Consider the following 20,383-nt stretch of genomic DNA (forward strand, 5'->3'; position numbering starts at 1 on the left):
AACCGCACCGGCGTCCAAATCCCTGAACTACCGGGTAATTGCCTGAGGCTTGATCTTCCGTGAGTCCAGCACCTGATCAATAAGACCGTAGCTCAGTGCATCAGCAGCGGTAAGAATCTTGTCTCGCTCGATGTCGTTGTTGACCTGTTCGGACGTGCGGCCCGAGTGGTGCGCCAATGTGTCCTCAAGCCAGGTGCGCATGCGCATGACTTCCGCAGCCTGGATCTCGAGGTCGGACGCCTGTCCACCCTGGCCACCGGAAAGAGCCGGCTGGTGGATCAGGACGCGGGCGTTCGGCAAAGCAAGTCGCTTACCGGGCGTACCAGCGGCAAGGAGGACAGCAGCGGCGCTTGCGGCCTGACCCAGGCATACGGTCTGGATCTCCGGGCGGATGTACTGCATGGTGTCATAGATGGCCGTCATGGCCGTGAACGAGCCACCCGGAGAGTTGATGTAAAGGGTGATGTCGCGGTCCGGGTCAGTTGATTCCAGAACCAACAACTGGGCCATGATGTCATCAGCGGAAGCGTCGTCCACCTGGACGCCGAGGAAGATGATGCGGTCCTCGAACAGCTTGGTGTACGGGTCCTGGCGCTTGAAGCCATAAGGCGTGCGCTCCTCGAACTGGGGCAGGACGTAACGGCTGGACGGGAGATTACCGGCAGACCATCCGAAGTTGTAGTTCATGTTCTTTACTCCTGGGGTTTCAGTGGTTCTTAGTGCCGGTTAGTTGTCGGAGTTCGACTGGTTGGCCGTTCCGCCGCCACCTGCAACAGAACCGGCGTGAGCCGAGATCTTGTCGAAGAAGCCGTATTCCAGTGCCTCAGCGGCCGTGAACCACTTATCGCGGTCGTTGTCCTTGAGGATGGTTTCCACGGATTGTCCGGTCTGTTCTGCCGTGAGTTCTGCCATGACTTTCTTCATGTGCAGGATCAGCTCTGCCTGAATCTTGATGTCCGACGCCGTTCCGCCGATGCCGCCTGAAGGCTGGTGCATCAGGATACGGGCGTTGGGCGTTGCGTAACGCTTGCCCTTGGTGCCGGAGGACAGGAGGAACTGACCCATGGACGCTGCCAGACCCGTTGCCACGGTAACGACGTCGTTGGGGATGAACTGCATGGTGTCGTAGATTGCCATGCCGGCCGTGACAGAACCACCCGGGGAGTTGATGTACAGGTAGATGTCCTTCTCCGGGTCCTCGGCCGAAAGGAGGAGGAGCTGAGAGCAAATGGCGTTGGCGTTCTCGTCACGGACTTCAGAGCCGAGCCAGATGATGCGCTCTTTCAGCAGGCGGTTGTAGATGTAGTTGTCCTGGGCCGCGGGATCGACAGTTGCCATCCGGGGAGCCTCTGATTGCTGTGACATAAGTACTTACCTCTCGCTGGTGCCAGTGACCTCACTGAACTTCACTACTTGGACACTAACCGTTTTCACGGGCGATTTGTTCGCCGAAATCGCACTGTTCGCTGACGGCGCACGTCTGCGGTTGAGCACGAATGTCCAGCCTTAAAGCAAACCAGCCCCGGATCGTGTGATCCGGGGCTGGTTGGAGTTGTTGACTAGAACTTCACTGCTGCGGGGTCATCGCTTGCAGGAGCGTCAGCTTCTTCGCTTGCTTCAACAGCTGCGGCCTCTTCGGCTGCTGCTTCGCCTGCAGGGCGAACGAAGTCGGTGAGGTCAACCTTGTTGCCCTCTGAGTCCACTACCTCGGCCTGGCCAAGCACAACGGCCAGAGCCTTGCGGCGGCGAACCTCGGAAACCATCATGGGAACCTGGCCGCTCTGATCAATGATCTGGGCGAACTGGTTGGGATCCATGCCGTACTGGCTTGCCGTGGTGACGATGTAGTCGATCAGCTCGTTCTGGCTGACGTCCACTTCTTCCTTGTCAGCAATGGCATCAAGGATGATCTCGTTCTGGAAGGCGCGCTCGGTGTTGGCCTTGACCTCGGCGCGGTGCTCCTCGGTGTCGTGGTCACCTTCGCCGTGAGCGTTCTCCGGGTTGAAGTGAGCTTCGATCTGCTCTTCAACAACCGAGTCCGGAACAGGGACCTCAACAAGTTCAACCAGCTTGTCCAGAACCTTGTCGCGGGCTTCAACACCCTGCTCCACAACCTTGGAGTCGGCAGCCTGCTTGGCGAGGTCCTCACGGAGCTCGGCAAGGGTGTCGAATTCGGAGGCGAGCTGGGCGAAGTCGTCATTTGCCTCAGGAAGCTCGCGCTCCTTGACGGCCTTGACAACAACCTTGACCTGCGCGGCTTCACCGGCGTGGTCTCCGCCAACAAGGGTGGTCTCGAAAATTGCCTCTTCGTCGGCCGAGAGGCCGGTTACGGCTTCGTCGAGGCCTTCGAGCATGGTGCCGGCGCCCACCTGGTAGGAAAGGCCGGAAGCGGAATCGATGTCTTCGCCATCAATGGTGGCGGTGATGTCGATGGTCAGGAAGTCATCGTTCTTGGCAGGACGCTCAACGGACTTCAGCGTGCCAAAGCGGCCGCGCAGTTCGTCCAGTGCCTTGTCGACATCAGCTTCGGAAGACTCAGCCGCAGCAACCTCGACCTTGATGCCGGCGTAGTCCGGCAGCTCGATCTCGGGGCGGACATCAATTTCAACCTGGAACTTGAGTTCGCCATCGGTTGCGGACGGATCCGGAACCTCAGTGATCTCAACTTCGGGACGGCTCAGGGGGCGAACGCCCGTTTCCTGAACTGCAGCCTGGTACCAGCCGTTGAGGCCATCATTGATGGCGGTCTCCAGAACGTAGCCGCGGCCAACGCGCTGGTCGATCAGCTTGGAGGGAACTTTGCCCTTGCGGAATCCGGGAACCTGGATCTGCGAAGCAACGGTCTTGTACGCGGCATCGATGCTCGGCTTCAGTTCCTCAAAGGGAACCTCAACGTTGAGCTTGACCCGCGTTGCGGTGAGGTTCTCGACAGCGCTCTTCACAGTCTAAGTACTCCTGAATTTGTGGGTATGGGGTTCTGTCGTGTCCCTGAAGCGACACAAACACAGAGTCGGGGTGACAGGATTTGAACCTGCGACTTCCTGCTCCCAAAGCAGGCGCTCTAGCCAAGCTGAGCTACACCCCGAACGCACAGGACAGTCTACGGGGAAGTGAGCCAAGAATGCACATTTGACACTGCCGCCGGAATTAGGTTTAGTTGTACCCGGCTTCAACAGCCACCGGGAAGATGTTCAGAACAAGAATATCCGTCCTGGGGACGTAGCTTAATGGTAAAGCCTCAGTCTTCCAAACTGATTACGCGGGTTCGATTCCCGTCGTCCCCTCCAAGAAGAAGGGCCCCGATCCACGGATCGGGGCCCTTTCTGTTTTCCGGAACCGCGTTGGATTTGCTTGCCGGAACTGCGTTAGACCTGGCAGCCAGGGCACCAGTAGAGTTTGCGGGCGCCGATTTCCGCCATACCCACCAGCGTTCCGCAGGCGCGGCAGGGAAGGCCGTCCCGCTTATAAACAAAGTGGGCATCGGCGTCGGGCGCTACAACACCGCTACCGGTCCACAGCGCGGACGGAGTGGTAACAATCCGTCCATCACGGACGCCGTCGGACATGGTGGCCACGGTGTCGTCCCAGAGCCGTCCGGCCGTTTCGGCATCGATGCTGCTTCCCGGTGTCCATGGATCCACTGCTTGGCGAAACAAAACCTCGGCCCTGTAAATGTTGCCTACACCGGCAAGGACGGACTGGTCCATCAACAGCAGCGCCACAGGTGTCTTGCGGCGGCGCAGGCGCCGGCTGAATTCTTCGCGGTCCCCCGGGCGATTGCGCAGGGGATCGGGCCCCAATCGGTCCAACACGGCCTGGGCCTCGGCAGAGGTGATCGCCGCGCAGGTGGTGGCGCCCCGGAGATCGGCCCAGCCATGGCCGGAGACCAGGCGGACCCGGACGGCTCCTACCGGCGCCGGAGGGCCGGTGTACTCCCCTGTATCCGAAGATGGCCCCGCTTCCCGCTCGCCAATGCGGCGAGGAGCGCCAATGCTGGAGGCGCCGGTGAAGGAACGGTCTCCGCCAAAGCTCCACGCCCCGTAAAGTCCCAAATGGACATGGAGGAAGAGCTCATGATCAAACCTGAGGAAGAACTGCTTCCCATGGGCCGTCGCCTCCAGCATCGTGTGGCCGGTAAGGAGCTCCGCGCCAGCGGTGAACCTGCCTTGCGGGCTGGAAACATCCAGGCGCCGGCCCCCAAAAACGTCCTGGAATTGACGGGCCAACCTATGGACCGAATGCCCCTCAGGCACTACTCAACAATCTCGCCGGTGTTTTCATACACCGCAATTTTGCCGATGCGGCGAATGTGACGTTCGTCATTGCTGAACGGTTCCTGCAGGAAGGCCTCAATGAGTTCCGTAGCTTCTTCAACGGTGTGCTGACGTCCGCCAACAGCCACCACGTTGGCATCGTTGTGCTCGCGGGCCAGCTTTGCAGTGGAAAGATTCCAGGCCAAAGCGGCACGAACGCCGTTGACTTTATTCGCAGCAATCTGCTCACCATTGCCCGAGCCGCCCAGGACGATGCCCAAAGCGTGGACGCCGGCTTTCTGGTCCGCCACAACCGCAAGGCCCGCGTTGATGCAGAAGGAAGGGTAGTCATCCAAGGCGTCATACTCCTTGGGCCCGTGATCCACCACTTCGTAGCCTTTGGCTGTGAGGTGGCTGACCAGGTGGGCACTGAGTTCCATGCCGGCGTGGTCCGTAGCGATGTGGACGCGGGGTGTAGTCACAGGAAGTCCATTCTTTCTGGGCGCGCGGGTGCGGCATTGGCCGGGCGCGACAATGAGGGATGCGCTACCTAGGGTACCGCTACCGGGGTTGTTGGGCCTGCCCGTCACCGTGGGCCCTGTGCGCTGCACGGTTGAGGACTCCGGCGAGCCTGTCAGCTGAAGCCTGTGTCCCTGCGCTCAGCGCCACCCGGCCTCCGTTAAGTTTCCTTACGACCACCGCCGGGCCACTTCCCACGAGCATCGCGGTTGCGTCGTCGTGGCGCCGCCATCCCCAGCCGCCATAGTCTGCAGCTTTTACCTCCGCGGCGGCGGCTGCATCGATGTCGACGGCGGGCACAGCCAGGACCCGTACGATCCCGCCGGCGAATACCTGGAGCCCTCCCCTGTCCGCGCGCACCCGGGCGAACAGAAATCCCGCGCCCACCAGAGCGGCGGCTGCAACCAGCGCACCGAGCCAAGGAACAGCCACCGCTATCAGTGCCGCCGGGAACAGCGCCGAGACGACGATCATGATGAACACCGAGCTCCGGGCGTGAACCCATAGCCTGAGTGTGTCGCGGGCGAGATCCGGATCCTCCAGAAGCCGCAGCTCTTCTTCAAGCGCTGCGTCATCTTCCCGGGTCCAGCGCGGGTCCGGTTTGAAAGCGAAAATCATCACGACTCCCAACGCCACGGCGGCACCGCTGCCCATGGCCAGCACGATGGGGTCCACATGGGATTCGCGGGCATCTGCCAGTCCGGACTGACCCACCAGTCCGGCCGCCACCACCGTGGTGATGAAAAGGCTCACCGTCAGGCCAAGGCCCATCATGGCCCGGCGCATGACGACGGGCCTGGTGATGGAAACTGCCTGAAGAAAGACCGCCCAACCACAGAAGATGATCAGACCGGCCCCGCCGGCCACATAGGCGCCGAAAGGCGCGAAGGAAGTGCCGCCGTCGGCGTTCCACATCACCGCAACAGGATGCGGGAGGTCGTTGCGCAGCATCTGGGCGCACACCACAAAGCCGATGGCGAGCAGCAGCGGAAAGGCGACCGCAAACCTCAGTGCTCGGAAATCGAGGGTTTCCCGGAACGATGCCATGATCCAACGCTACTCCGTAGGGCGACACTGTGGTGCCTGCTCCTTGCCTTCCGGGGGCGGAGTGAAAGAATGGCTTCACACCAGCGTCCCGGCCTGACGGGCCGGACATCCCAAAGATCCTTCGGAGGCACCACTTGCCAGGCCTGAACCTCACGCGCGACGAAGCCGCGAAACGAGCCGAACTGCTCGACGTCCTCTCTTACAACGTCACCCTGGACCTGACCCAAGGCCCGGAAACCTTTGGCTCCACCACCGTTGTCAGGTTTTCCGCGGAGCCCGGAACATCGACGTTCATTGACGCCATCACGGCCGCAGTCCACAAAGTGAGCCTCAACGGCACCGAACTGGACCCCTCCGAGGTTTCGGACGGCGTCCGGATTCAGCTCCCGGACCTTGCAGCAGACAACGAGCTCGTTGTGGTGGCCGATGCCCCGTACATGAACACCGGAGAAGGCCTTCACCGCTTTGTTGACCCTGTTGACGGCGAGGTTTACCTTTACACGCAGTTCGAAGTTCCTGACTCCCGGCGCATGTTCGCTGTGTTTGAGCAGCCCGATCTGAAGGCGAGCTTCACTTTCACCGTGACGGCACCTTCGCATTGGGACGTGATTTCCAACTCCCCCACGCCGGTTCCCGTTGAAGCCCCGGCTGCCGAGGATGGCACTGCGCGTTCCGTGTGGAACTTCGCCCCTACACCGCGCCTTTCCTCCTACGTCACAGCCTTGATTGCCGGACCGTACCAGTCAGTCCGCTCCGAGGTCACCAGCTCCGACGGCCGGGTCATTCCCCTGGGAGTCTTTGCCCGGAAATCACTCATGCAGTACCTCGATGCGGACAACATCTTCGAACTGACCCGCCAAGGATTCGAGTTCTTCGAAGCACAGTTCGGGTTCCCGTACCCGTTCGAAAAATACGATCAACTCTTCGTCCCCGAGTTCAACGCCGGAGCCATGGAAAACGCCGGTGCCGTGACCATCCTGGAAGGCTATGTCTTCCGGGGAAAGGTCACCGGCGCACAGATTGAACGCCGTGCCATCACCGTCCTGCACGAACTGGCGCACATGTGGTTCGGGGACCTGGTGACCATGCGCTGGTGGAACGACCTCTGGCTCAACGAATCATTCGCCGAATACATGTCGCACCTGGCCGCCGTGGAGAACACGGAGTTCCGCCGGGCCTGGACCACGTTTGCTTCCGTGGAGAAGTCCTGGGCTTACAAGCAGGACCAGCTGCCCACCACGCACCCGATCTTCGCCGAAATCAACAACCTCGAAGATGTCGAGGTGAACTTCGACGGCATCACTTACGCCAAGGGCGCCTCCGTACTGCGGCAATTGGTGGCGTGGGTGGGCCCCGAGCAGTTCATGGCCGGCGTACGCACGTACTTCGCCAAACACGCGTGGAAGAACACCGAGCTCTCCGATCTCATGGTTGAGCTCGAAGCCGCCAGTGGCCGCGACCTGGACGCCTGGGGCAAGCTGTGGCTCGAAACTGCCGGAGTGAACACCCTCGCTCCAGAGCTGACCGTCGACGCCGAGGGCACCATCACCGCTTTCTCGATCCTGCAGTCCGCGATCGAGGATCAGCCCACCCTCCGCCCGCACCGTCTCGCAGTGGGCTTCTACTCACTCTCCGCTGACGGCAAACTCGAACGGACCCACCGAGAGGAACTGGACGTCGACGGCCCCCGCACCGAAGTAACGGCCTTGGTGGGCAAGGCGCGGCCGGACCTGATCCTGCTCAACGATGACGATCTGGCTTACGCCAAGGTCCGCCTCGATGAGCACTCCCTGGCAACTGCAAAAGCACACCTGAAGGACTTCGCCGCCAGCCTCCCGCGAACCCTGGTATGGGGTTCGGCTTGGGACGCGGCCCGCGACGGTGAGACCCCTGCCCGCGGTTACGTGGACCTGATCCTGGCGAACATTGCCTCCGAAACAGACTCTTCGGTCATCCTGGTCCAACTGCGCCAACTCGCAACCACCCTGACCTACTATGTGGCCGCTGAGCACAAGCTTGAGACGACCATCGCGGCTGCGGACACGTTGTGGGAGCTCGCCTCGGCAGCCACTGCGGGCTCGGATGCCCAACTGCAATTCGCCAAGTCCTACGCCCAATTGGCCCGCAGCGGCGGGCAGTTGCACCGCCTGCAGGCCCTCCTGGACGGAACGGACACGCTGGAAGGCCTCTCGATAGACCAGGACATGCGCTGGGAGCTGCTCACAGCACTGGTTGCCGGTGGGCGGCAAGGCCAGGCCCGTATTGATGAGGAGCTTGGCCGAGACAACACCTCCAACGGCCAAAATGCTGCGGCGCAGGCCAAAGCAGCCATCCCTACACCCGAAGCAAAGGCGGAGGCGTGGGAGTCGATCGTGGTCAAGGGAGAGCTCTCCAATGCCCTGCAGGCATCCGCTGTGGCCGGATTCATGCGCGTGGCAGACACCGCTCTGCTGGAGCCCTTCGCGCAGAAGTACTTTGACGCCGTGCCGGCAATCGTCAAGGAACGCACCCACGCCCTGGCCCAGCAGATTGTGGTGGGTCTCTACCCGTCCCAGCTCACTACGCAGGACACGGTGGATCGCACGGATCAGTTCCTGGCGGCACTTCCCGAAGACAGCGCCGCTCTCCGCCGGATGATGCTGGAAAACCGCGACGGCGTGGCACGCGCCCTCCGGGCGAGGGCGGCGGACGTCTAGAACGGGAGCTTATTGAGGCTCATGCGGACAGTCTGCGCCTGACTAGACTGTCCGCATGAGCCTGAGCGAACACCACTATGCATTGACCGTCCGCTGGACCGGAAACCTTGGCGAGGGCACGGCCAGCTACCGGGGTTACTCACGCGACCACGACATCGAGATCAGCGGCCTGCCGACGCTGAAGGGTTCGGCAGATCCCACCTTCCATGGGGACCGGACGCGATACAACCCGGAACAGCTGCTACTCGCAGCCCTCTCGCAATGCCACATGCTGTCTTTCCTTCATGTCGCCGTCAAGCACGGCGTGGTGGTGACCGGCTATGAGGACAACGCTGAAGGGCTCATGAAGCTCAACCGGGACGGCAGCGGGCAGTTCGAAAGTGTCACGCTGAAGCCGCACGTCACCATAACCGATTCCGCCCAGGCGGAATTGCTCCCACAGTTGCATCATGAGGCCAACGAGGTTTGCTTCATCGCCCGCAGCGTCAACTTCCCCGTCCTCCACGAGCCAATGACGACGGCGGAGGCAACCTAACGCTGTTCGCGTCGGCGCAGTGCCACGAGTCCCTGCTCGGTCTCACTGCGCAGCCCGGCCTTGCGGTCCCTGTCCAAGCCCCTTTGCTTCTCGTCCTCAAGAGTGGCAGCCAGGGTCTCCTGCCACGGGCGCAGGGTCATCCCCCGCGCCGTAGCGGCGCGGTTGCTTCTGGCCTGAAAGCCCTCATGGCCTGCCGGTAACCATAAAGGCAGGGAATCCTGTCCGGACCAGTAGCCGACGCCGTGTTGGACCAACCACTCTTCCGGAGCACGCACCGTGACGTCTGCCGAAGCCCCGGCCGCGCGTTGGGATTCCTGGAGGTAGTCCTCGAACCGCACCACCTCCCCCAAGGCGTTGTAGGTACCCGTGAGGCCTTGTTCGGCAGACTGCAGGATCCAGGCCGCGAGATCCCCGACGTCAATGATCTGCGTGGAGGCATCCGGGACATCCGGGACAAGCACGGGATCAGAATTCGCAGCGAACCGCGCCGGCCAGTAGCCGTACCTATCGGTACCGTCCCCCGGTCCGCCAATGAGCCCGGAGCGGACAATATGCGCCTTCTCCCCCACAGCGTCACGGGTCATGCGCTCAATTGCCGACTTTGATTCTCCATACGTGTCCGGGGTGCCCGCCTGTCCCTCGGGCAACGGCTCCAAAAGCGCCGCGCTTTCGTCCGCGCCCGGTACCGAGTGGTCCGCGTACACGGAGCAACTGGAGACGAAAGTCCAATGAGCAGCTGCCGGACCCAACACCTCAAGTGCCACACCGGCCTGAACAGGATCCCGGGTAACATCCACCACCTCATCCCAGCCGCCGGTAACGTCCGCGAAGGCCGCGGCACCCAAGGAACGGTCACCCCTTAGCCACGTGACGCCGTCGGGCGGGTCTGCTGAGGTACCCCGCGCCAAACACGTCACATGATGTCCGGCAGCAACAGCCTGCCGGGCGATTTCTGCGGACAGGAAGACGGTGCCGCCCAAGACCAGGATGCGCATACCGTCACGCTACGGCGCTAGGGTTGTAGGTGGACAGAGTGTTCCGCGCCCGGCGAACACGGGCCGACGACAAGGAGCTATTTCACCTTGACCTCCATCCCCTTGGCGGAAACCATCAATATTGAACCCGAAAAAATTGACCTCATGTCAATCCTCATCACCGTCGGCGTAGGCCTGGCCGTGTGGATCGTGGCACGCTTCATCATCCTTCGCATCACACGGCGGGTATCCGCGGGCAGTTCATTCTTCAAGAAACCGCACTTCAAATGGGTCCAGCCGGCAATCCGTGCCCTGGATCACGAACGCCGCTCCCAGCGCGCCGAAACCATCGGCTCCCTGCTCACCAGCCTTGTGAGCGTCGTGGTGGTGGTGATCGTCATCATCTACGTCCTCAAGTACCTGAATGTGGACGTCGCCCCGCTCCTGACCAGCGTGGGAATCCTCGGTGTTGCCATTGGTTTTGGTGCACAGCAGTTGATTCGCGATTTCCTTGCAGGAATCTTTATCACCATCGAGGACCAATACGGGATCGGCGACGTCATTGTCACCAGTGAAGTCATTGGTACCGTTGAATCGGTGGGCCTGCGAATTACAAGGGTCCGCGCTGAGGACGGAGCCATCTGGTACCTGCGCAACGGTGAAATCCTTCGCGTGGGCAACCGATCACAAGGCGACTACGAGCCGTTGGAGACAACTGACCCCAGCGACCAAGACGACGCCGCAGTTGCGCCAGTTACGGCAGGCGCACCGCGTGTCACCAAAGCCGAGGAGAAGTCCAATGAGTAACACTGCAGGTGGGCAGCCACCAGCGCCGCAGGCAGGGCCCCGACGCCAGCTCATGCAGAACGATCCGTTCAGCCAGCCTGCCTACACGGACAGCTTCTACGCCGCAGTGGGCGGGCACGAAACGTTCGTGAAGCTGATCGACGTCTTCTACGACGGCGTTGCCACAGACCCGCTCCTGCGGCCCATGTACCCGGAGGAAGACCTGGGACCGGCCAAGCGCCGCTTCCTCATGTTCCTTGAGCAGTACTGGGGAGGCCCCACCACCTACGGCGAAGAACGGGGCCACCCACGGCTGCGCATGCGACACATGCCTTTCCAAGTGACCCCTGAAGCTAAGGACCGCTGGCTGTTCCACATGCGGACGGCGGTTGATTCCCTGGAGCTCTCCCCGCTGCATGAAGGCACGCTGTGGGACTACATGGAACGGGCTGCCCTGACCATGATCAACAGTCCGTCAGCCGGCGCCTGAGGCCTGGAAACCCATACCCAGGCCGGCCCCCGTGCGAACCAGCACATGCCCGCGGGGTCCGCTCAGGCGGAACCAACGGCCATTGCGGAAAACCTTCTGCTCAGCATCTCCCAGGAACCCCAGGCCGAAAGCAGCGAAGGCAGCGCCCGCCGGCAGTTCGTCCAAGCCGGGAAGTTCGCGGCCCCAGACTGCCGCCCTGGCGCTGTTGACTACCGCGGCGCCCGCCAGCGCGGGGATAACGCCGGCTACCTCTGCGATCCCGGCCTCCGCCGCTGACCTAAGCTCTGCGTCCGCAACTGTGCCTTGGGGTTCCCAGCCGGTCCGGGGAGCACCTACGCCAGCCCAGGACTCGGAAACCGTGGACGGCGGGATAGGCAACTCCACATCCTCAGTCCCGGCCCGGGCTAATCGGTCCATGACCGAAGCCAGCGTCACAGTGACGTCAGCGTGGGCGGGCTCTGCAAGGGCCATGGTCCGGAGGCCCAGAATGGTGGGGGTCGATTCACCGAGGATGCGAGGCCTCAGGACGCACACATAGGCGGCCAGGACGTTGCCCGCTGCCTGCAGGCGGATGGCGCCGTCGTCGATGCTTTTTGCCCTGGTGACAAAAGTTCGCAAGTCTGCGAGGTCACGGGGATCGGCGAAGCGGAAGGACTGGGTCAAGACGTCTGTCACATCATCGACTCTACCGGCATGTCACCGGTTGAGAGGGGTCGGGGCGGCGTCTAAAGTCGAACCATGACTGAGACGAACGCTGGCCTAGAGGTCCAAACACCCGTAGAAGACCCCATGGAAGTGCTGATCGGCCTGCTGGACCTCGGTGACTTTGACGGAGCCCGGACCAACGAGGACATTTTTCTGGGGCCATCCCAAAAACAGCCCAGGCACCGGGTTTTCGGCGGTCAGGTCCTGGCACAATCCATGATGGCCGGTATGCGGACCGTGGAACCGGACCGGGTGGCTCACTCCATGCACGGCTACTTCCTGCGCCCCGGTGATGCCAACAAGCCCATCACTTTCGGAGTGGAAAGGCTCCGGGACGGCCGATCCTTCTCCGCCCGCCGCGTCCACGCCTACCAGGATGGTGTGCCGATTCTCTCCATGATTGCTTCCTTCCAGGTTGAAGACAGTGGTCTGGATCATCAGGCGCAGATGCCCGAAGGCATTCCTGACCCCGAATCCCTGCCCAGCACGGCCGAGTTGCTATCCCACTACGACCACCCCATGGCGCGGCACATGTCCTCGGAACGGCCCTTCGACGTCAGGCACATCGACCCCGCGCTGTACGTGTCCCCGCCCTCAGATCATGTAGCAAGCAACGCCGTATGGATGAAGACCATGGGACCCTTGCCCGATGACCCCAACCTTCACCGCGCAGCTCTGGCCTACGCGAGTGACTACACATTGCTGGAACCAATTCTCCGTAAGCACGGCCTCGCCTGGATGACGCCGGGGATGAGCGTAGCCAGCCTTGACCACGCCATGTGGTGGCACCGTCCAGTGCGGGTGGATGAATGGATGCTCTACGTCCAGGAATCCCCCAGCGCCCAAGGAGCCCGGGGACTTGCAACAGGACGCATCTTTAACCGCGATGGAGAACATGTTGCCACCGTGGCCCAGGAAGGCATGGTCCGGATTCCGTAGCCTTGTTGGTTCCGCCTTGTTAAAGCCGGGAGGCCGATCCCTTCCGGGATCGGCCTCTTTACGTTTCCGCAGGGTTTTAGTCGCGGGTCAGGCGGCGGTGCGTCACGCGGTGCGGCTTTGCAGCATCGGGGCCGAGTCGCTCCACCTTGTTTTCCTCGTAGGAATCGAAGTTACCCTCGAACCAGTACCACTTGGAGGGGTTCTCGTCATCGCCTTCGTAGGCAAGGATGTGGGTAGCTACACGGTCCAGGAACCAGCGGTCGTGCGATACCACTACAGCGCAGCCCGGGAATTCGAGAAGGGCGTTCTCAAGGCTGCTCAGGGTTTCGACGTCGAGGTCGTTGGTAGGTTCGTCAAGGAGAAGGAGGTTGCCACCCTGCTTGAGCGTCAGTGCCAGGTTAAGGCGGTTGCGCTCACCACCGGAGAGCACACCTGCCTTCTTCTGCTGGTCCGGGCCCTTGAAACCAAACGCCGAAACGTAAGCTCGCGAAGGCATTTCGACCTGGCCGACCTGAATGAAGTCATGGCCTTCGGAAACTACTTCCCAAAGGGACTTGTTGGGATCGATGCCACCACGGGACTGGTCCACGTAGGAGATCTTCACGGACTCGCCGATCTTGAGCTCGCCATCATCCAAGGGCTCCATGCCGACGATCGTCTTGAACAGCGTGGACTTACCTACACCGTTGGGGCCGATGACGCCCACAATGCCGTTGCGAGGCAGCGAGAAGGAAAGATCTTCGATCAGAACGCGGTCCTCGAAGCCCTTCTTCAGGTTCTTGGCCTCAATGACTAAGGAGCCCAGGCGCGGTCCCGGCGGGATCTGGATCTCTTCAAAGTCCAGCTTGCGGGTCCGCTCAGCTTCTGCAGCCATTTCCTCGTAGCGGGCCAAACGGGCCTTGGACTTGGTCTGGCGGCCCTTGGCGTTGGAGCGCACCCACTCAAGTTCCTCGGTGAGGCGCTTGGACAGCTTCGCGTCCTTCTTGCCCTGGACCTCCAAACGGGCTTTCTTCTTCTCCAGGTAGGTGGAGTAGTTGCCCTCATAGGGGTAGAGGTGGCCGCGGTCGACTTCAGCGATCCATTCAGCAACGTGATCCAGGAAGTAACGATCGTGAGTCACGGCAAGGACAGCACCGGGGTACTGAGCCAGGTGCTGCTCGAGCCAAAGTACGCTCTCTGCGTCCAAGTGGTTGGTGGGCTCGTCAAGGAGCAGGAGGTCAGGCTTCTGCAGGAGAAGCTTGCAGAGCGCTACGCGGCGACGCTCACCACCGGAGAGAACTGTGACATCCGAATCGGCAGGCGGGCAGCGCAGGGCATCCATGGCCTGCTCAAGCTGGGAATCGATATCCCAGGCGTCGGCAGCGTCAATGGCTTCCTGAAGTTTGCCCATCTCGTCCAGGAGCGTCTCGTAGTCCGCATCCGGGTTGGCCATCTCTTCGGAGATCTCATTGAAGCGCTGGATCTTGCCGTAGATCTCGCCAACACCCTCCTGGACGTTGCCCAGGACGGTCTTTTCCTCGTTCAGCGGCGGTTCCTGCAAGAGGATGCCCACGGTGTAACCGGGGCTCAGGCGGGCCTCGCCGTTTGACGGGGTGTCCAGTCCGGCCATGATCTTCAGGATGGTGGACTTACCAGCACCGTTCGGGCCCACGACGCCAATCTTCGCGCCGGGGAAGAACGACATGCTGACATCGTCCAGAATAAGTTTGTCGCCAACGGCCTTGCGAGCCTTGGTCATCGTGTAAATGAATTCCGCCATGCCCTTAAATCTAATGGGTAGGCGTACATAACTCACATTCGGCCCTTGTGGCGGAACTAGCGGGCGTCCCCCACGAAGCATTTTCCTGTGGCCAGAACCGGCAGCACAGTGACCACTACCCCGCCGTCGCGGATTTGGCCCATGATGCAACTGTCACCGGCCCGCGCTGCAGCCTCCATGGCGTCAACATCGAGTCCGGTGGGCGTGCGGCTTACGGAAACCTCTACGTCGGCATTGGGGATCCCTGCTGAGACCAAGGCGGCCCTCAACGTCTCACGGTCCGGTTTAGGGTTACCGGCAACCAGCGTTTTCAGCGTGGACTCCACGGTGGATGTGGCAGCCGCAACTGCGGGATCCATTGTCTCCGTGGCTTGTGGACCAGCTGAGATCGAGGGCGAAGCCGTGGGCTTCCCGGCTGCCGGTGCAGGCGTCGCCGTGCAAGCAGTCATCGTCAATGCGGCAGCGGTCATCAGCAATATTGCAGCGATGCCGGGTTTCGAGGCCTCTGCTGCCTTGCTGCTTGCTCCTGGGGTTCGCCTGCTCATCACCTAGCCATTCTGCCATTCACGGGCGTGTGCGCCATTCACGTGGCGTTTGGGCAGGCGTAGCGTTTCCCCTGCAGGGGTTACCTGCGGTCCGGAGTGAAGTTCAGGGAGTCTTGGGAATGGAGAGCCCACCATGAGCGAACAAGCGCGTGATGCTGTGGCATCGATCACTATTGCGGCCCCACATGAGAAGGTGTGGGAGGCCCTGACTGATCCTGCCCTCATAGAGCAATATTTCCTCGGAACCAAGGTCACTACGACGTGGCAGGTGGGCGATCCGATTACCTACGCGGGTGAGTACAACGGAAAGCCGTACCACGACACGGGCACGATCCTTGCTTTCGATCCTCCGAAGTTACTGAGGACCACTCACTACAGCCCGTCCTCGGGGCTTCCGGACATTCCCGAGAACCACCACACGGTGGAATACAGCGTTACTGAACACCCTGCCGGGGCACAGGATTTCGGCCTTACGACCGTAACCATCACCCAAGGCAACAATTCGAGCCAACAGGAAGTGGAACAATCCACGGCAACCTGGCAGCTGGTCCTCCAAAATCTCAAAGAGTTTCTTGAGACAAGAATTTCTTAAGACGAGGCTTTCTTGAGAAAGGCTTGGATGGGACTACCCCCTTGGATGTGGTTCCAAGGGGGTAGTTTCTGTGCCCCAGGAGGGAATCGAACCCCCGACCGGCGGATTAGAAGGCCGCTGCTCTATCCCCTGAGCTACTGGGGCGCACTGACGTCTCGACCAACGGGAGCCGCTGCGCCACAAAGAGTTTACAGTGCGAACGCCCCTCAGCTTGCCACCACCACGCAAACACCTTCTACTCCTCCACAGAGGCGGCATCGTCAAGGTTATGCACATAGACCCGTATGGCACTGCCCTTCGTCTCTGCCCTGGATAAAGCTGATAGAGCCGGACAGGCGCATTCCTACACTAAGAAGGATCACCCATGAATGACATGATCAGCGTCCGGGGCTTCGTGGCCTCGGAGGTCAAGAGTTCCACCACAACGAGGGGCACGGCCACCGCATCGTTCCGCCTCGGAACAACTGAGCGGCGCTTCGATCGCGCCACCAACACCTGGGTGGACGGAAACACCAACTGGTACACGGTTCAATCTTTCCGCTACCTTGCCGGGCATGTTGGATGCAGCATCAAGAAGGGACAACGGGTACTCGTCGTCGGGAAGCTCCGTTTGCGGCAATGGGAACACGAGGGCCGCGTTTACCATGTAGCCGAAATCGACGCAGAGTCAGTAGGGCACGACCTCATGTGGGGCTCTGCCAACTTCACTCGAATGAATGGGACTTCAGCCCCTCCCGAGTCAGCACCTGCTGTGGAAACGCCCGGAACGGCTGAGAACAGCAACGAGTGGGACTCTGAAGACCACGAACCAGTTCCCCCCGAAGATGAGTCCCTCGCAAGCGACATAGAGAATCCCGACGGCACCGGTCCCCTGCTGGTCAACACCACAACGGGAGAACTGGTGGGTGCCGGCGTCTAGGCGGCGCCAGGACGCACGCGCCTGCAGGACCAGCCCTGCCGGTCGGGCCTATTCTGGGTCGATGGCACCCAATCACGCAGCTTCGAGGATCACCACGGCTCCTGCTACCTGGTTGGAGGTCCAGGAATTGTTCGGAACCAAGGGCGAACCTTCCCGGTGCTGGTGCCGCTGGTTCGCCCTTACCGCCAGAGACTGGGCTGATTCATCCCCGGGTGACCCTAAGGAAAGGTTGAAGTCGGCCTTCGGCAAAGGTCCAGCGCCCCGCGTCCTGGCCTTCAGGAATGGAAGTCGACGGCCCCGGAACTGTTCCACGGCACGCTGCGGGTTTTCACCGCTGCCGGCTTCCATGCAGTTTCTGAATCAGTTCCGGGGCGGCCTGTGGTCCGGCTCCAGAGGGGACAAGCGGGTTCACGGGAACAATAGTGCAGTTCAACAGGCGGGCACGGTGGCCTAGGGCAGCGTCAGGATGACGGGCCCCTCAGCAGTGACAGCTATGGTGTGTTCGCTGTGGGCCGCGCGCCGGCCGTTTGCTGAACGAAGAGTCCATTCGTCCTGGTCGTGGTAATAATCGTCCTTGCCGCCCAGGATCAACATGGGTTCAATGGCAATGACCAAACCTTCTTCAAGTTTCATGCCCCGGCCAGGCCTGCCGAGGTTGGGCACTGGCGGCTCGGCGTGCATGGTCCTTCCTATGCCGTGTCCGCCGTGATCAGCCAACAGTCCGAAGCCCGCACGTTTAGCCTCACCGCCGATCGCATAGGCCAGGTCTCCCATTTTGTTGCCGACGCGGGCCGCGTCGACGCCACGCGCCAAGGCTGCTTCTGTTGCGTCCACCAGGGCCTGGTCTTCCGGGTCGGCAGTGCCTACAACAAAGCTGATGGCTGCGTCACCGCACCATCCTTCCAGGAACGCGCCGCAATCAACGCTGAGCAGATCGCCGTCTTCAAGCACATAAGCGTTCGGGATCCCGTGGACCACGGCGTCGTTGACGCTGGTACAAATCACCCCTGGGAATGGCACTGCCGCCCACCGGGGATGGTAATCGAGGAACGCTGGCTTCGCGCCGGCGTCGGAAATCACGGCCGACGCAACGTGGTCGAGTTCCTTCAAGGAGGTGCCTACGGCAGCATGCTCACGCACGGCGGACAATGCATTGGCAACTACGCGTCCGGCTTCGCGCATCATTGCGATCTGGTCCGGTGATTTCAGCATGGACATCTCCCCACTCTACGGCCGCCCCGCAGCCGGAGCGAGGCCCCCTGCCCCGGAAACCAGCTGAGCCTCTGAAGCCGTCACTGGCCCTAGTGTTGTGGCATGACCAACAACCACCTGGTGCATTCGATCCGGGCTACCCTGGTTTCGGCCGCTGACGCCGAGCGGGGACGTGGCGCCCAGGCCTACATGAAATCCGAGATGCCGTCCTTGGGCGTCCGGGTACCCGAGGTACGCAAAATTGTGAAAGCGGCAACGAAGCAGTTCCCCCTGACGTCGCCGGATGAGCTGCGGCATGCCGTTCTTGAACTGTGGCGCAAAGCCGAGGTACGCGAAGAGCGCTACGCAGCCATCGATCTGACGGGGTTGAAAATTGTTGCCGAGGACCTGCAGATGCTGCCTGTCTACGAGGAGATCATTCGTACAGGTGCCTGGTGGGACCTTGTTGACGGTGTTGCGCATCGGATCCTCGGGCTCCTGCTCGCTCACAGGTCAACCATGACGCCTATACTGCTTCAGTGGTCCGCAGATGTAGACATGTGGGTCCGACGGGCAGCAATCACAGCACAGCTGGGAGCCAAGTCCAAGACTGATACGGGCCTGCTTGCTGCGGTCATCACCTCGAACCTGGCCGACAACGAATTCTTCATCCGTAAAGCTATTGGGTGGGCGCTTCGCGAGTACAGCAAAACGGATCCGTCGTGGGTCAGGACGTTCGTTTCCACGAACGGGCATGAGTTGAGTCCATTGTCCGTCCGCGAGGCACTGCGGCTGTTGCCGTCTCTATGAGTGCCATAGACCTGAGCGGTTAACTCAGATGATGGGACGCAAACCTGCTTCGTCCCGCACCCGGAACAACCCCTTTGTTTTGGGATCCACAAAGATCAAGTAAACAGCGAACAAGAGCGCTATGAGGGCTGCACCGTAGCGGGCCAGAATGAGGGCCAGTCCCAAGTCTTCGCTCTGAAGGTAGGGAAACACATCCAACTGGTCCGAGATCGCGTAGACCATGAAGAACGAGACGATGAAGTAGAGCGCCTTGACTTGCCAGTCGTTGCGGATACCGGTCACAGCGAAAAGCGGTATCAGCCAGACCACGTACCACGACTGGATCATGGGGGCGAGCAGGACAATGACGGCAAATGCCAGGGTCAGGCGGCGCATCAGGCGATCGTAGTCACCTCGGAAAATCAGCCACGCCACTGCTGCAACCATCAACACCTTGCCGGCGTCATAGACCCATTTCGCCAACGCCCAGCCGTCCAGGCCGAAGGCGTTGAAAATCAGAGCAACAACCATTCCGATGAGACCAACCGGGGCATACCAGATCCACACGCTGCCGGGCGCTGACAGGCCGTTGATCCATCCGAACCCAAAGCCGTTGACCAGGCTCAAGGCGTAGAGAAGACCGAAGCTCAGGCCTGCTGTGAGGAACCAGTAAAGGAACTTGCGGGGCCACGACGCATGCTTGCCTGCCCACAAGAGCCCTATGAAGGGAAGGAACACCACCGTTATTGGCTTAATCGAGATGGAGAGCGTTACCAGGATCAGCCCCCAAATGACACGGCGGGTTGCGCAGTAGTACAGCCCCGCAAGGGCCAGCCCGATCATCAGGGCATCATTGTGGACACTGGCAATGAAGTTGGTGAGAAAGAGCGGGTTGGCTGCTGTCAGCCACAGTGCCCTGTGCGGATTCACGCCGTGCAGTTCTGCCAGCTTGGGTACATAGATGATGCAGAGGACCACACCCGCTGCAGCAACAAGCCTGAAAAGCATGATGCTTGCTTCGGGCTGCACGTTGGTCACCCACACCACAAACTGCTCAATCCACAGGAACAACTGGCCGTAGGGAACCGGCGCCTCGGTCCACATCTTGTCAGCGCCAAGCTGGAAGTAGTTGGGCAGGGCCGAAATCCCGTTCTCATAAGGATTTATGCCTTCCACCATCAACCGGCCTTGACCGATATAGGCGTAGACGTCCCGGCTGAAGAGGGGAATCGTGAACATCATGGGCAAACCCCAGGCCGCCACCGCCTGCAACGTTGCCTTCCGGGCTTCCAGGCCCCAAACGCGGACGCGTTGCCCCAGCCGAAGCCAGGCTCGGACAAGCAGCATGCCACCGATGGCCAGCAACACAATGGACAGGCCAACGCCCACGCCTTCGGTGCGCATCCAGATGAAAAGCGGCAGACGACGGAGTTCAGAGACCGGCGCGAGCCAGCCAACGCCCAACGAGCCGAACACCATGAACATCGAACCGATGAAGCCGGCCATCAAGGGCGAACGTGCGTTATCCACTTCGCCGGCTGCGGCGTCGCCTGACGGCTTTGCTGTCCCTGCCAACCGGGCGGCGGGTACGGGCACCGTCATGTGGTCCTCATCCAATCGTTCACCCGCTGTGTTCGGGTCAAA

General features: G+C 61.2%; 22 protein-coding genes and 3 tRNA genes. 10 read left to right on the forward strand and 15 right to left on the reverse strand.

The annotated features are described in order from the left end of the window. Window positions 1-27: 27 nt before the first annotated feature. From ABI796_RS11110 to ABI796_RS11125, 4 genes are all read right to left on the reverse strand, one after another. Window positions 28-687, reverse strand: coding sequence for an ATP-dependent Clp protease proteolytic subunit (locus ABI796_RS11110; RefSeq protein WP_024816918.1), 660 nt, complete (start codon window positions 685-687; stop codon window positions 28-30). A gap of 39 nt (window positions 688-726) precedes the next feature. Continuing rightward, window positions 727-1,338, reverse strand: a complete 612-nt coding sequence (locus ABI796_RS11115) for an ATP-dependent Clp protease proteolytic subunit (protein ID WP_090825208.1) — start codon at window positions 1,336-1,338, stop codon at window positions 727-729. 221 nt (window positions 1,339-1,559) lie between these two features. Next, on the reverse strand, window positions 1,560-2,942 hold the full coding sequence (tig, locus tag ABI796_RS11120; RefSeq protein ID WP_141285091.1) for a trigger factor: 1,383 nt from the start codon (window positions 2,940-2,942) through the stop codon (window positions 1,560-1,562). 68 nt (window positions 2,943-3,010) lie between these two features. Continuing rightward, window positions 3,011-3,085: transfer RNA gene (locus ABI796_RS11125), tRNA-Pro, on the reverse strand. Window positions 3,086-3,213: 128 nt separating this feature from the next. On the opposite strand from ABI796_RS11125, the gene ABI796_RS11130 reads away from it, so the two are divergent. Beyond that, window positions 3,214-3,287 (forward strand) — tRNA-Gly (locus ABI796_RS11130). Between the two features lie 78 nt (window positions 3,288-3,365). Here the strand turns inward: ABI796_RS11130 and ABI796_RS11135 are convergent. The 3 genes from ABI796_RS11135 to ABI796_RS11145 all read right to left on the reverse strand — a co-directional run bounded on the left by ABI796_RS11135 (window position 3,366) and on the right by ABI796_RS11145 (window position 5,819). After that, window positions 3,366-4,253 carry an Fpg/Nei family DNA glycosylase gene (locus ABI796_RS11135; protein WP_141285089.1) on the reverse strand — a complete coding sequence of 296 codons (888 nt, stop codon included), beginning with the start codon at window positions 4,251-4,253 and terminating at the stop codon, window positions 3,366-3,368. Beyond that, window positions 4,253-4,735 carry a ribose-5-phosphate isomerase gene (locus ABI796_RS11140; protein ID WP_141285087.1) on the reverse strand — a complete coding sequence of 161 codons (483 nt, stop codon included), beginning with the start codon at window positions 4,733-4,735 and terminating at the stop codon, window positions 4,253-4,255. The genes ABI796_RS11135 and ABI796_RS11140 overlap by 1 nt, the downstream gene beginning before the upstream one ends. Window positions 4,736-4,814: 79 nt before the next feature. Next, the gene (locus ABI796_RS11145; RefSeq protein WP_141285085.1) at window positions 4,815-5,819 is read right to left on the reverse strand and encodes a hypothetical protein; all 1,005 of its coding nucleotides are present in this window, start codon (window positions 5,817-5,819) and stop codon (window positions 4,815-4,817) included. Between the two features lie 134 nt (window positions 5,820-5,953). Here ABI796_RS11145 and pepN point away from each other — a divergent pair, with 134 nt between their 5' ends. Together pepN and ABI796_RS11155 are read left to right on the forward strand one after the other, a co-directional pair. Beyond that, window positions 5,954-8,515 (forward strand): aminopeptidase N, encoded by a 2,562-nt coding sequence (gene pepN, locus ABI796_RS11150; protein WP_141285083.1) that lies wholly within the window; start codon window positions 5,954-5,956, stop codon window positions 8,513-8,515. Between the two features lie 55 nt (window positions 8,516-8,570). Further along, window positions 8,571-9,050, forward strand: a complete 480-nt coding sequence (locus ABI796_RS11155; RefSeq protein WP_141285081.1) for an OsmC family protein — start codon at window positions 8,571-8,573, stop codon at window positions 9,048-9,050. On the opposite strand, the gene ABI796_RS11160 is transcribed toward ABI796_RS11155, so the two are convergent. After that, window positions 9,047-10,045, reverse strand: coding sequence for an NAD-dependent epimerase/dehydratase family protein (locus tag ABI796_RS11160; protein WP_141285079.1), 999 nt, complete (start codon window positions 10,043-10,045; stop codon window positions 9,047-9,049). The genes ABI796_RS11155 and ABI796_RS11160 overlap by 4 nt on opposite strands. A gap of 87 nt (window positions 10,046-10,132) precedes the next feature. On the opposite strand from ABI796_RS11160, the gene ABI796_RS11165 reads away from it, so the two are divergent. Continuing rightward, on the forward strand, window positions 10,133-10,831 hold the full coding sequence (locus tag ABI796_RS11165) for a mechanosensitive ion channel family protein (RefSeq protein WP_141285076.1): 699 nt from the start codon (window positions 10,133-10,135) through the stop codon (window positions 10,829-10,831). Then, window positions 10,824-11,300, forward strand: coding sequence for a globin (locus ABI796_RS11170; protein ID WP_141285074.1), 477 nt, complete (start codon window positions 10,824-10,826; stop codon window positions 11,298-11,300). The genes ABI796_RS11165 and ABI796_RS11170 overlap by 8 nt, the downstream gene beginning before the upstream one ends. Here ABI796_RS11170 and ABI796_RS11175 read toward each other — a convergent pair. Further along, window positions 11,286-11,975 carry a hypothetical protein gene (locus tag ABI796_RS11175; RefSeq protein ID WP_141285072.1) on the reverse strand — a complete coding sequence of 230 codons (690 nt, stop codon included), beginning with the start codon at window positions 11,973-11,975 and terminating at the stop codon, window positions 11,286-11,288. The two genes, ABI796_RS11170 and ABI796_RS11175, sit on opposite strands and share 15 nt — an antisense overlap. 63 nt (window positions 11,976-12,038) lie before the next feature. Between ABI796_RS11175 and ABI796_RS11180 the strand changes: the two genes are divergently transcribed. Continuing rightward, on the forward strand, window positions 12,039-12,944 hold the full coding sequence (locus ABI796_RS11180; protein ID WP_141285070.1) for an acyl-CoA thioesterase II: 906 nt from the start codon (window positions 12,039-12,041) through the stop codon (window positions 12,942-12,944). Between the two features lie 76 nt (window positions 12,945-13,020). Here the strand turns inward: ABI796_RS11180 and ettA are convergent, their stop codons facing one another. Together ettA and ABI796_RS11190 are read right to left on the reverse strand one after the other, a co-directional pair. Further along, a complete protein-coding gene (ettA, locus tag ABI796_RS11185) occupies window positions 13,021-14,703 on the reverse strand; it encodes an energy-dependent translational throttle protein EttA (RefSeq protein ID WP_141285068.1) in 1,683 nt (560 codons plus the stop codon). A 56-nt stretch (window positions 14,704-14,759) separates the two neighbouring features. Beyond that, window positions 14,760-15,029 carry a DUF6993 domain-containing protein gene (locus ABI796_RS11190; protein WP_246095856.1) on the reverse strand — a complete coding sequence of 90 codons (270 nt, stop codon included), beginning with the start codon at window positions 15,027-15,029 and terminating at the stop codon, window positions 14,760-14,762. Here ABI796_RS11190 and ABI796_RS11195 point away from each other — a divergent pair. After that, the gene (locus ABI796_RS11195; RefSeq protein WP_170224960.1) at window positions 15,019-15,255 is read left to right on the forward strand and encodes a hypothetical protein; all 237 of its coding nucleotides are present in this window, start codon (window positions 15,019-15,021) and stop codon (window positions 15,253-15,255) included. The genes ABI796_RS11190 and ABI796_RS11195 overlap by 11 nt on opposite strands. A gap of 126 nt (window positions 15,256-15,381) precedes the next feature. Next, window positions 15,382-15,840, forward strand: coding sequence for an SRPBCC domain-containing protein (locus tag ABI796_RS11200; RefSeq protein ID WP_141285062.1), 459 nt, complete (start codon window positions 15,382-15,384; stop codon window positions 15,838-15,840). 71 nt (window positions 15,841-15,911) lie between these two features. Here the strand turns inward: ABI796_RS11200 and ABI796_RS11205 are convergent. Further along, window positions 15,912-15,984, reverse strand: a tRNA-Arg gene (locus ABI796_RS11205). Between the two features lie 220 nt (window positions 15,985-16,204). Between ABI796_RS11205 and ABI796_RS11210 the strand changes: the two genes are divergently transcribed. Continuing rightward, window positions 16,205-16,759, forward strand: a complete 555-nt coding sequence (locus tag ABI796_RS11210; protein WP_141285060.1) for a single-stranded DNA-binding protein — start codon at window positions 16,205-16,207, stop codon at window positions 16,757-16,759. Between the two features lie 72 nt (window positions 16,760-16,831). Here the strand turns inward: ABI796_RS11210 and ABI796_RS11215 are convergent, their stop codons facing one another. Both ABI796_RS11215 and map read right to left on the reverse strand, forming a co-directional pair. After that, entirely contained in the window at window positions 16,832-17,107 is a 276-nt protein-coding gene (locus ABI796_RS11215) for a hypothetical protein (protein ID WP_170224961.1), read from the reverse strand. Window positions 17,108-17,209: 102 nt separating this feature from the next. After that, window positions 17,210-17,977 (reverse strand): type I methionyl aminopeptidase, encoded by a 768-nt coding sequence (map, locus tag ABI796_RS11220; protein WP_141285058.1) that lies wholly within the window; start codon window positions 17,975-17,977, stop codon window positions 17,210-17,212. Between the two features lie 96 nt (window positions 17,978-18,073). On the opposite strand from map, the gene ABI796_RS11225 reads away from it, so the two are divergent. Then, window positions 18,074-18,760, forward strand: coding sequence for a DNA alkylation repair protein (locus ABI796_RS11225; protein WP_141285056.1), 687 nt, complete (start codon window positions 18,074-18,076; stop codon window positions 18,758-18,760). A 24-nt stretch (window positions 18,761-18,784) separates the two neighbouring features. Here the strand turns inward: ABI796_RS11225 and mptB are convergent, their stop codons facing one another. Further along, complete coding sequence (gene mptB / locus ABI796_RS11230; protein ID WP_174754582.1) at window positions 18,785-20,341, reverse strand: polyprenol phosphomannose-dependent alpha 1,6 mannosyltransferase MptB; 1,557 nt, start codon at window positions 20,339-20,341, stop codon at window positions 18,785-18,787. Window positions 20,342-20,383 lie beyond the last annotated feature (42 nt).

It is taken from the genome of Paenarthrobacter aurescens, from assembly GCF_041549525.1.
Lineage (GTDB): Bacteria > Actinomycetota > Actinomycetes > Actinomycetales > Micrococcaceae > Arthrobacter > Arthrobacter aurescens.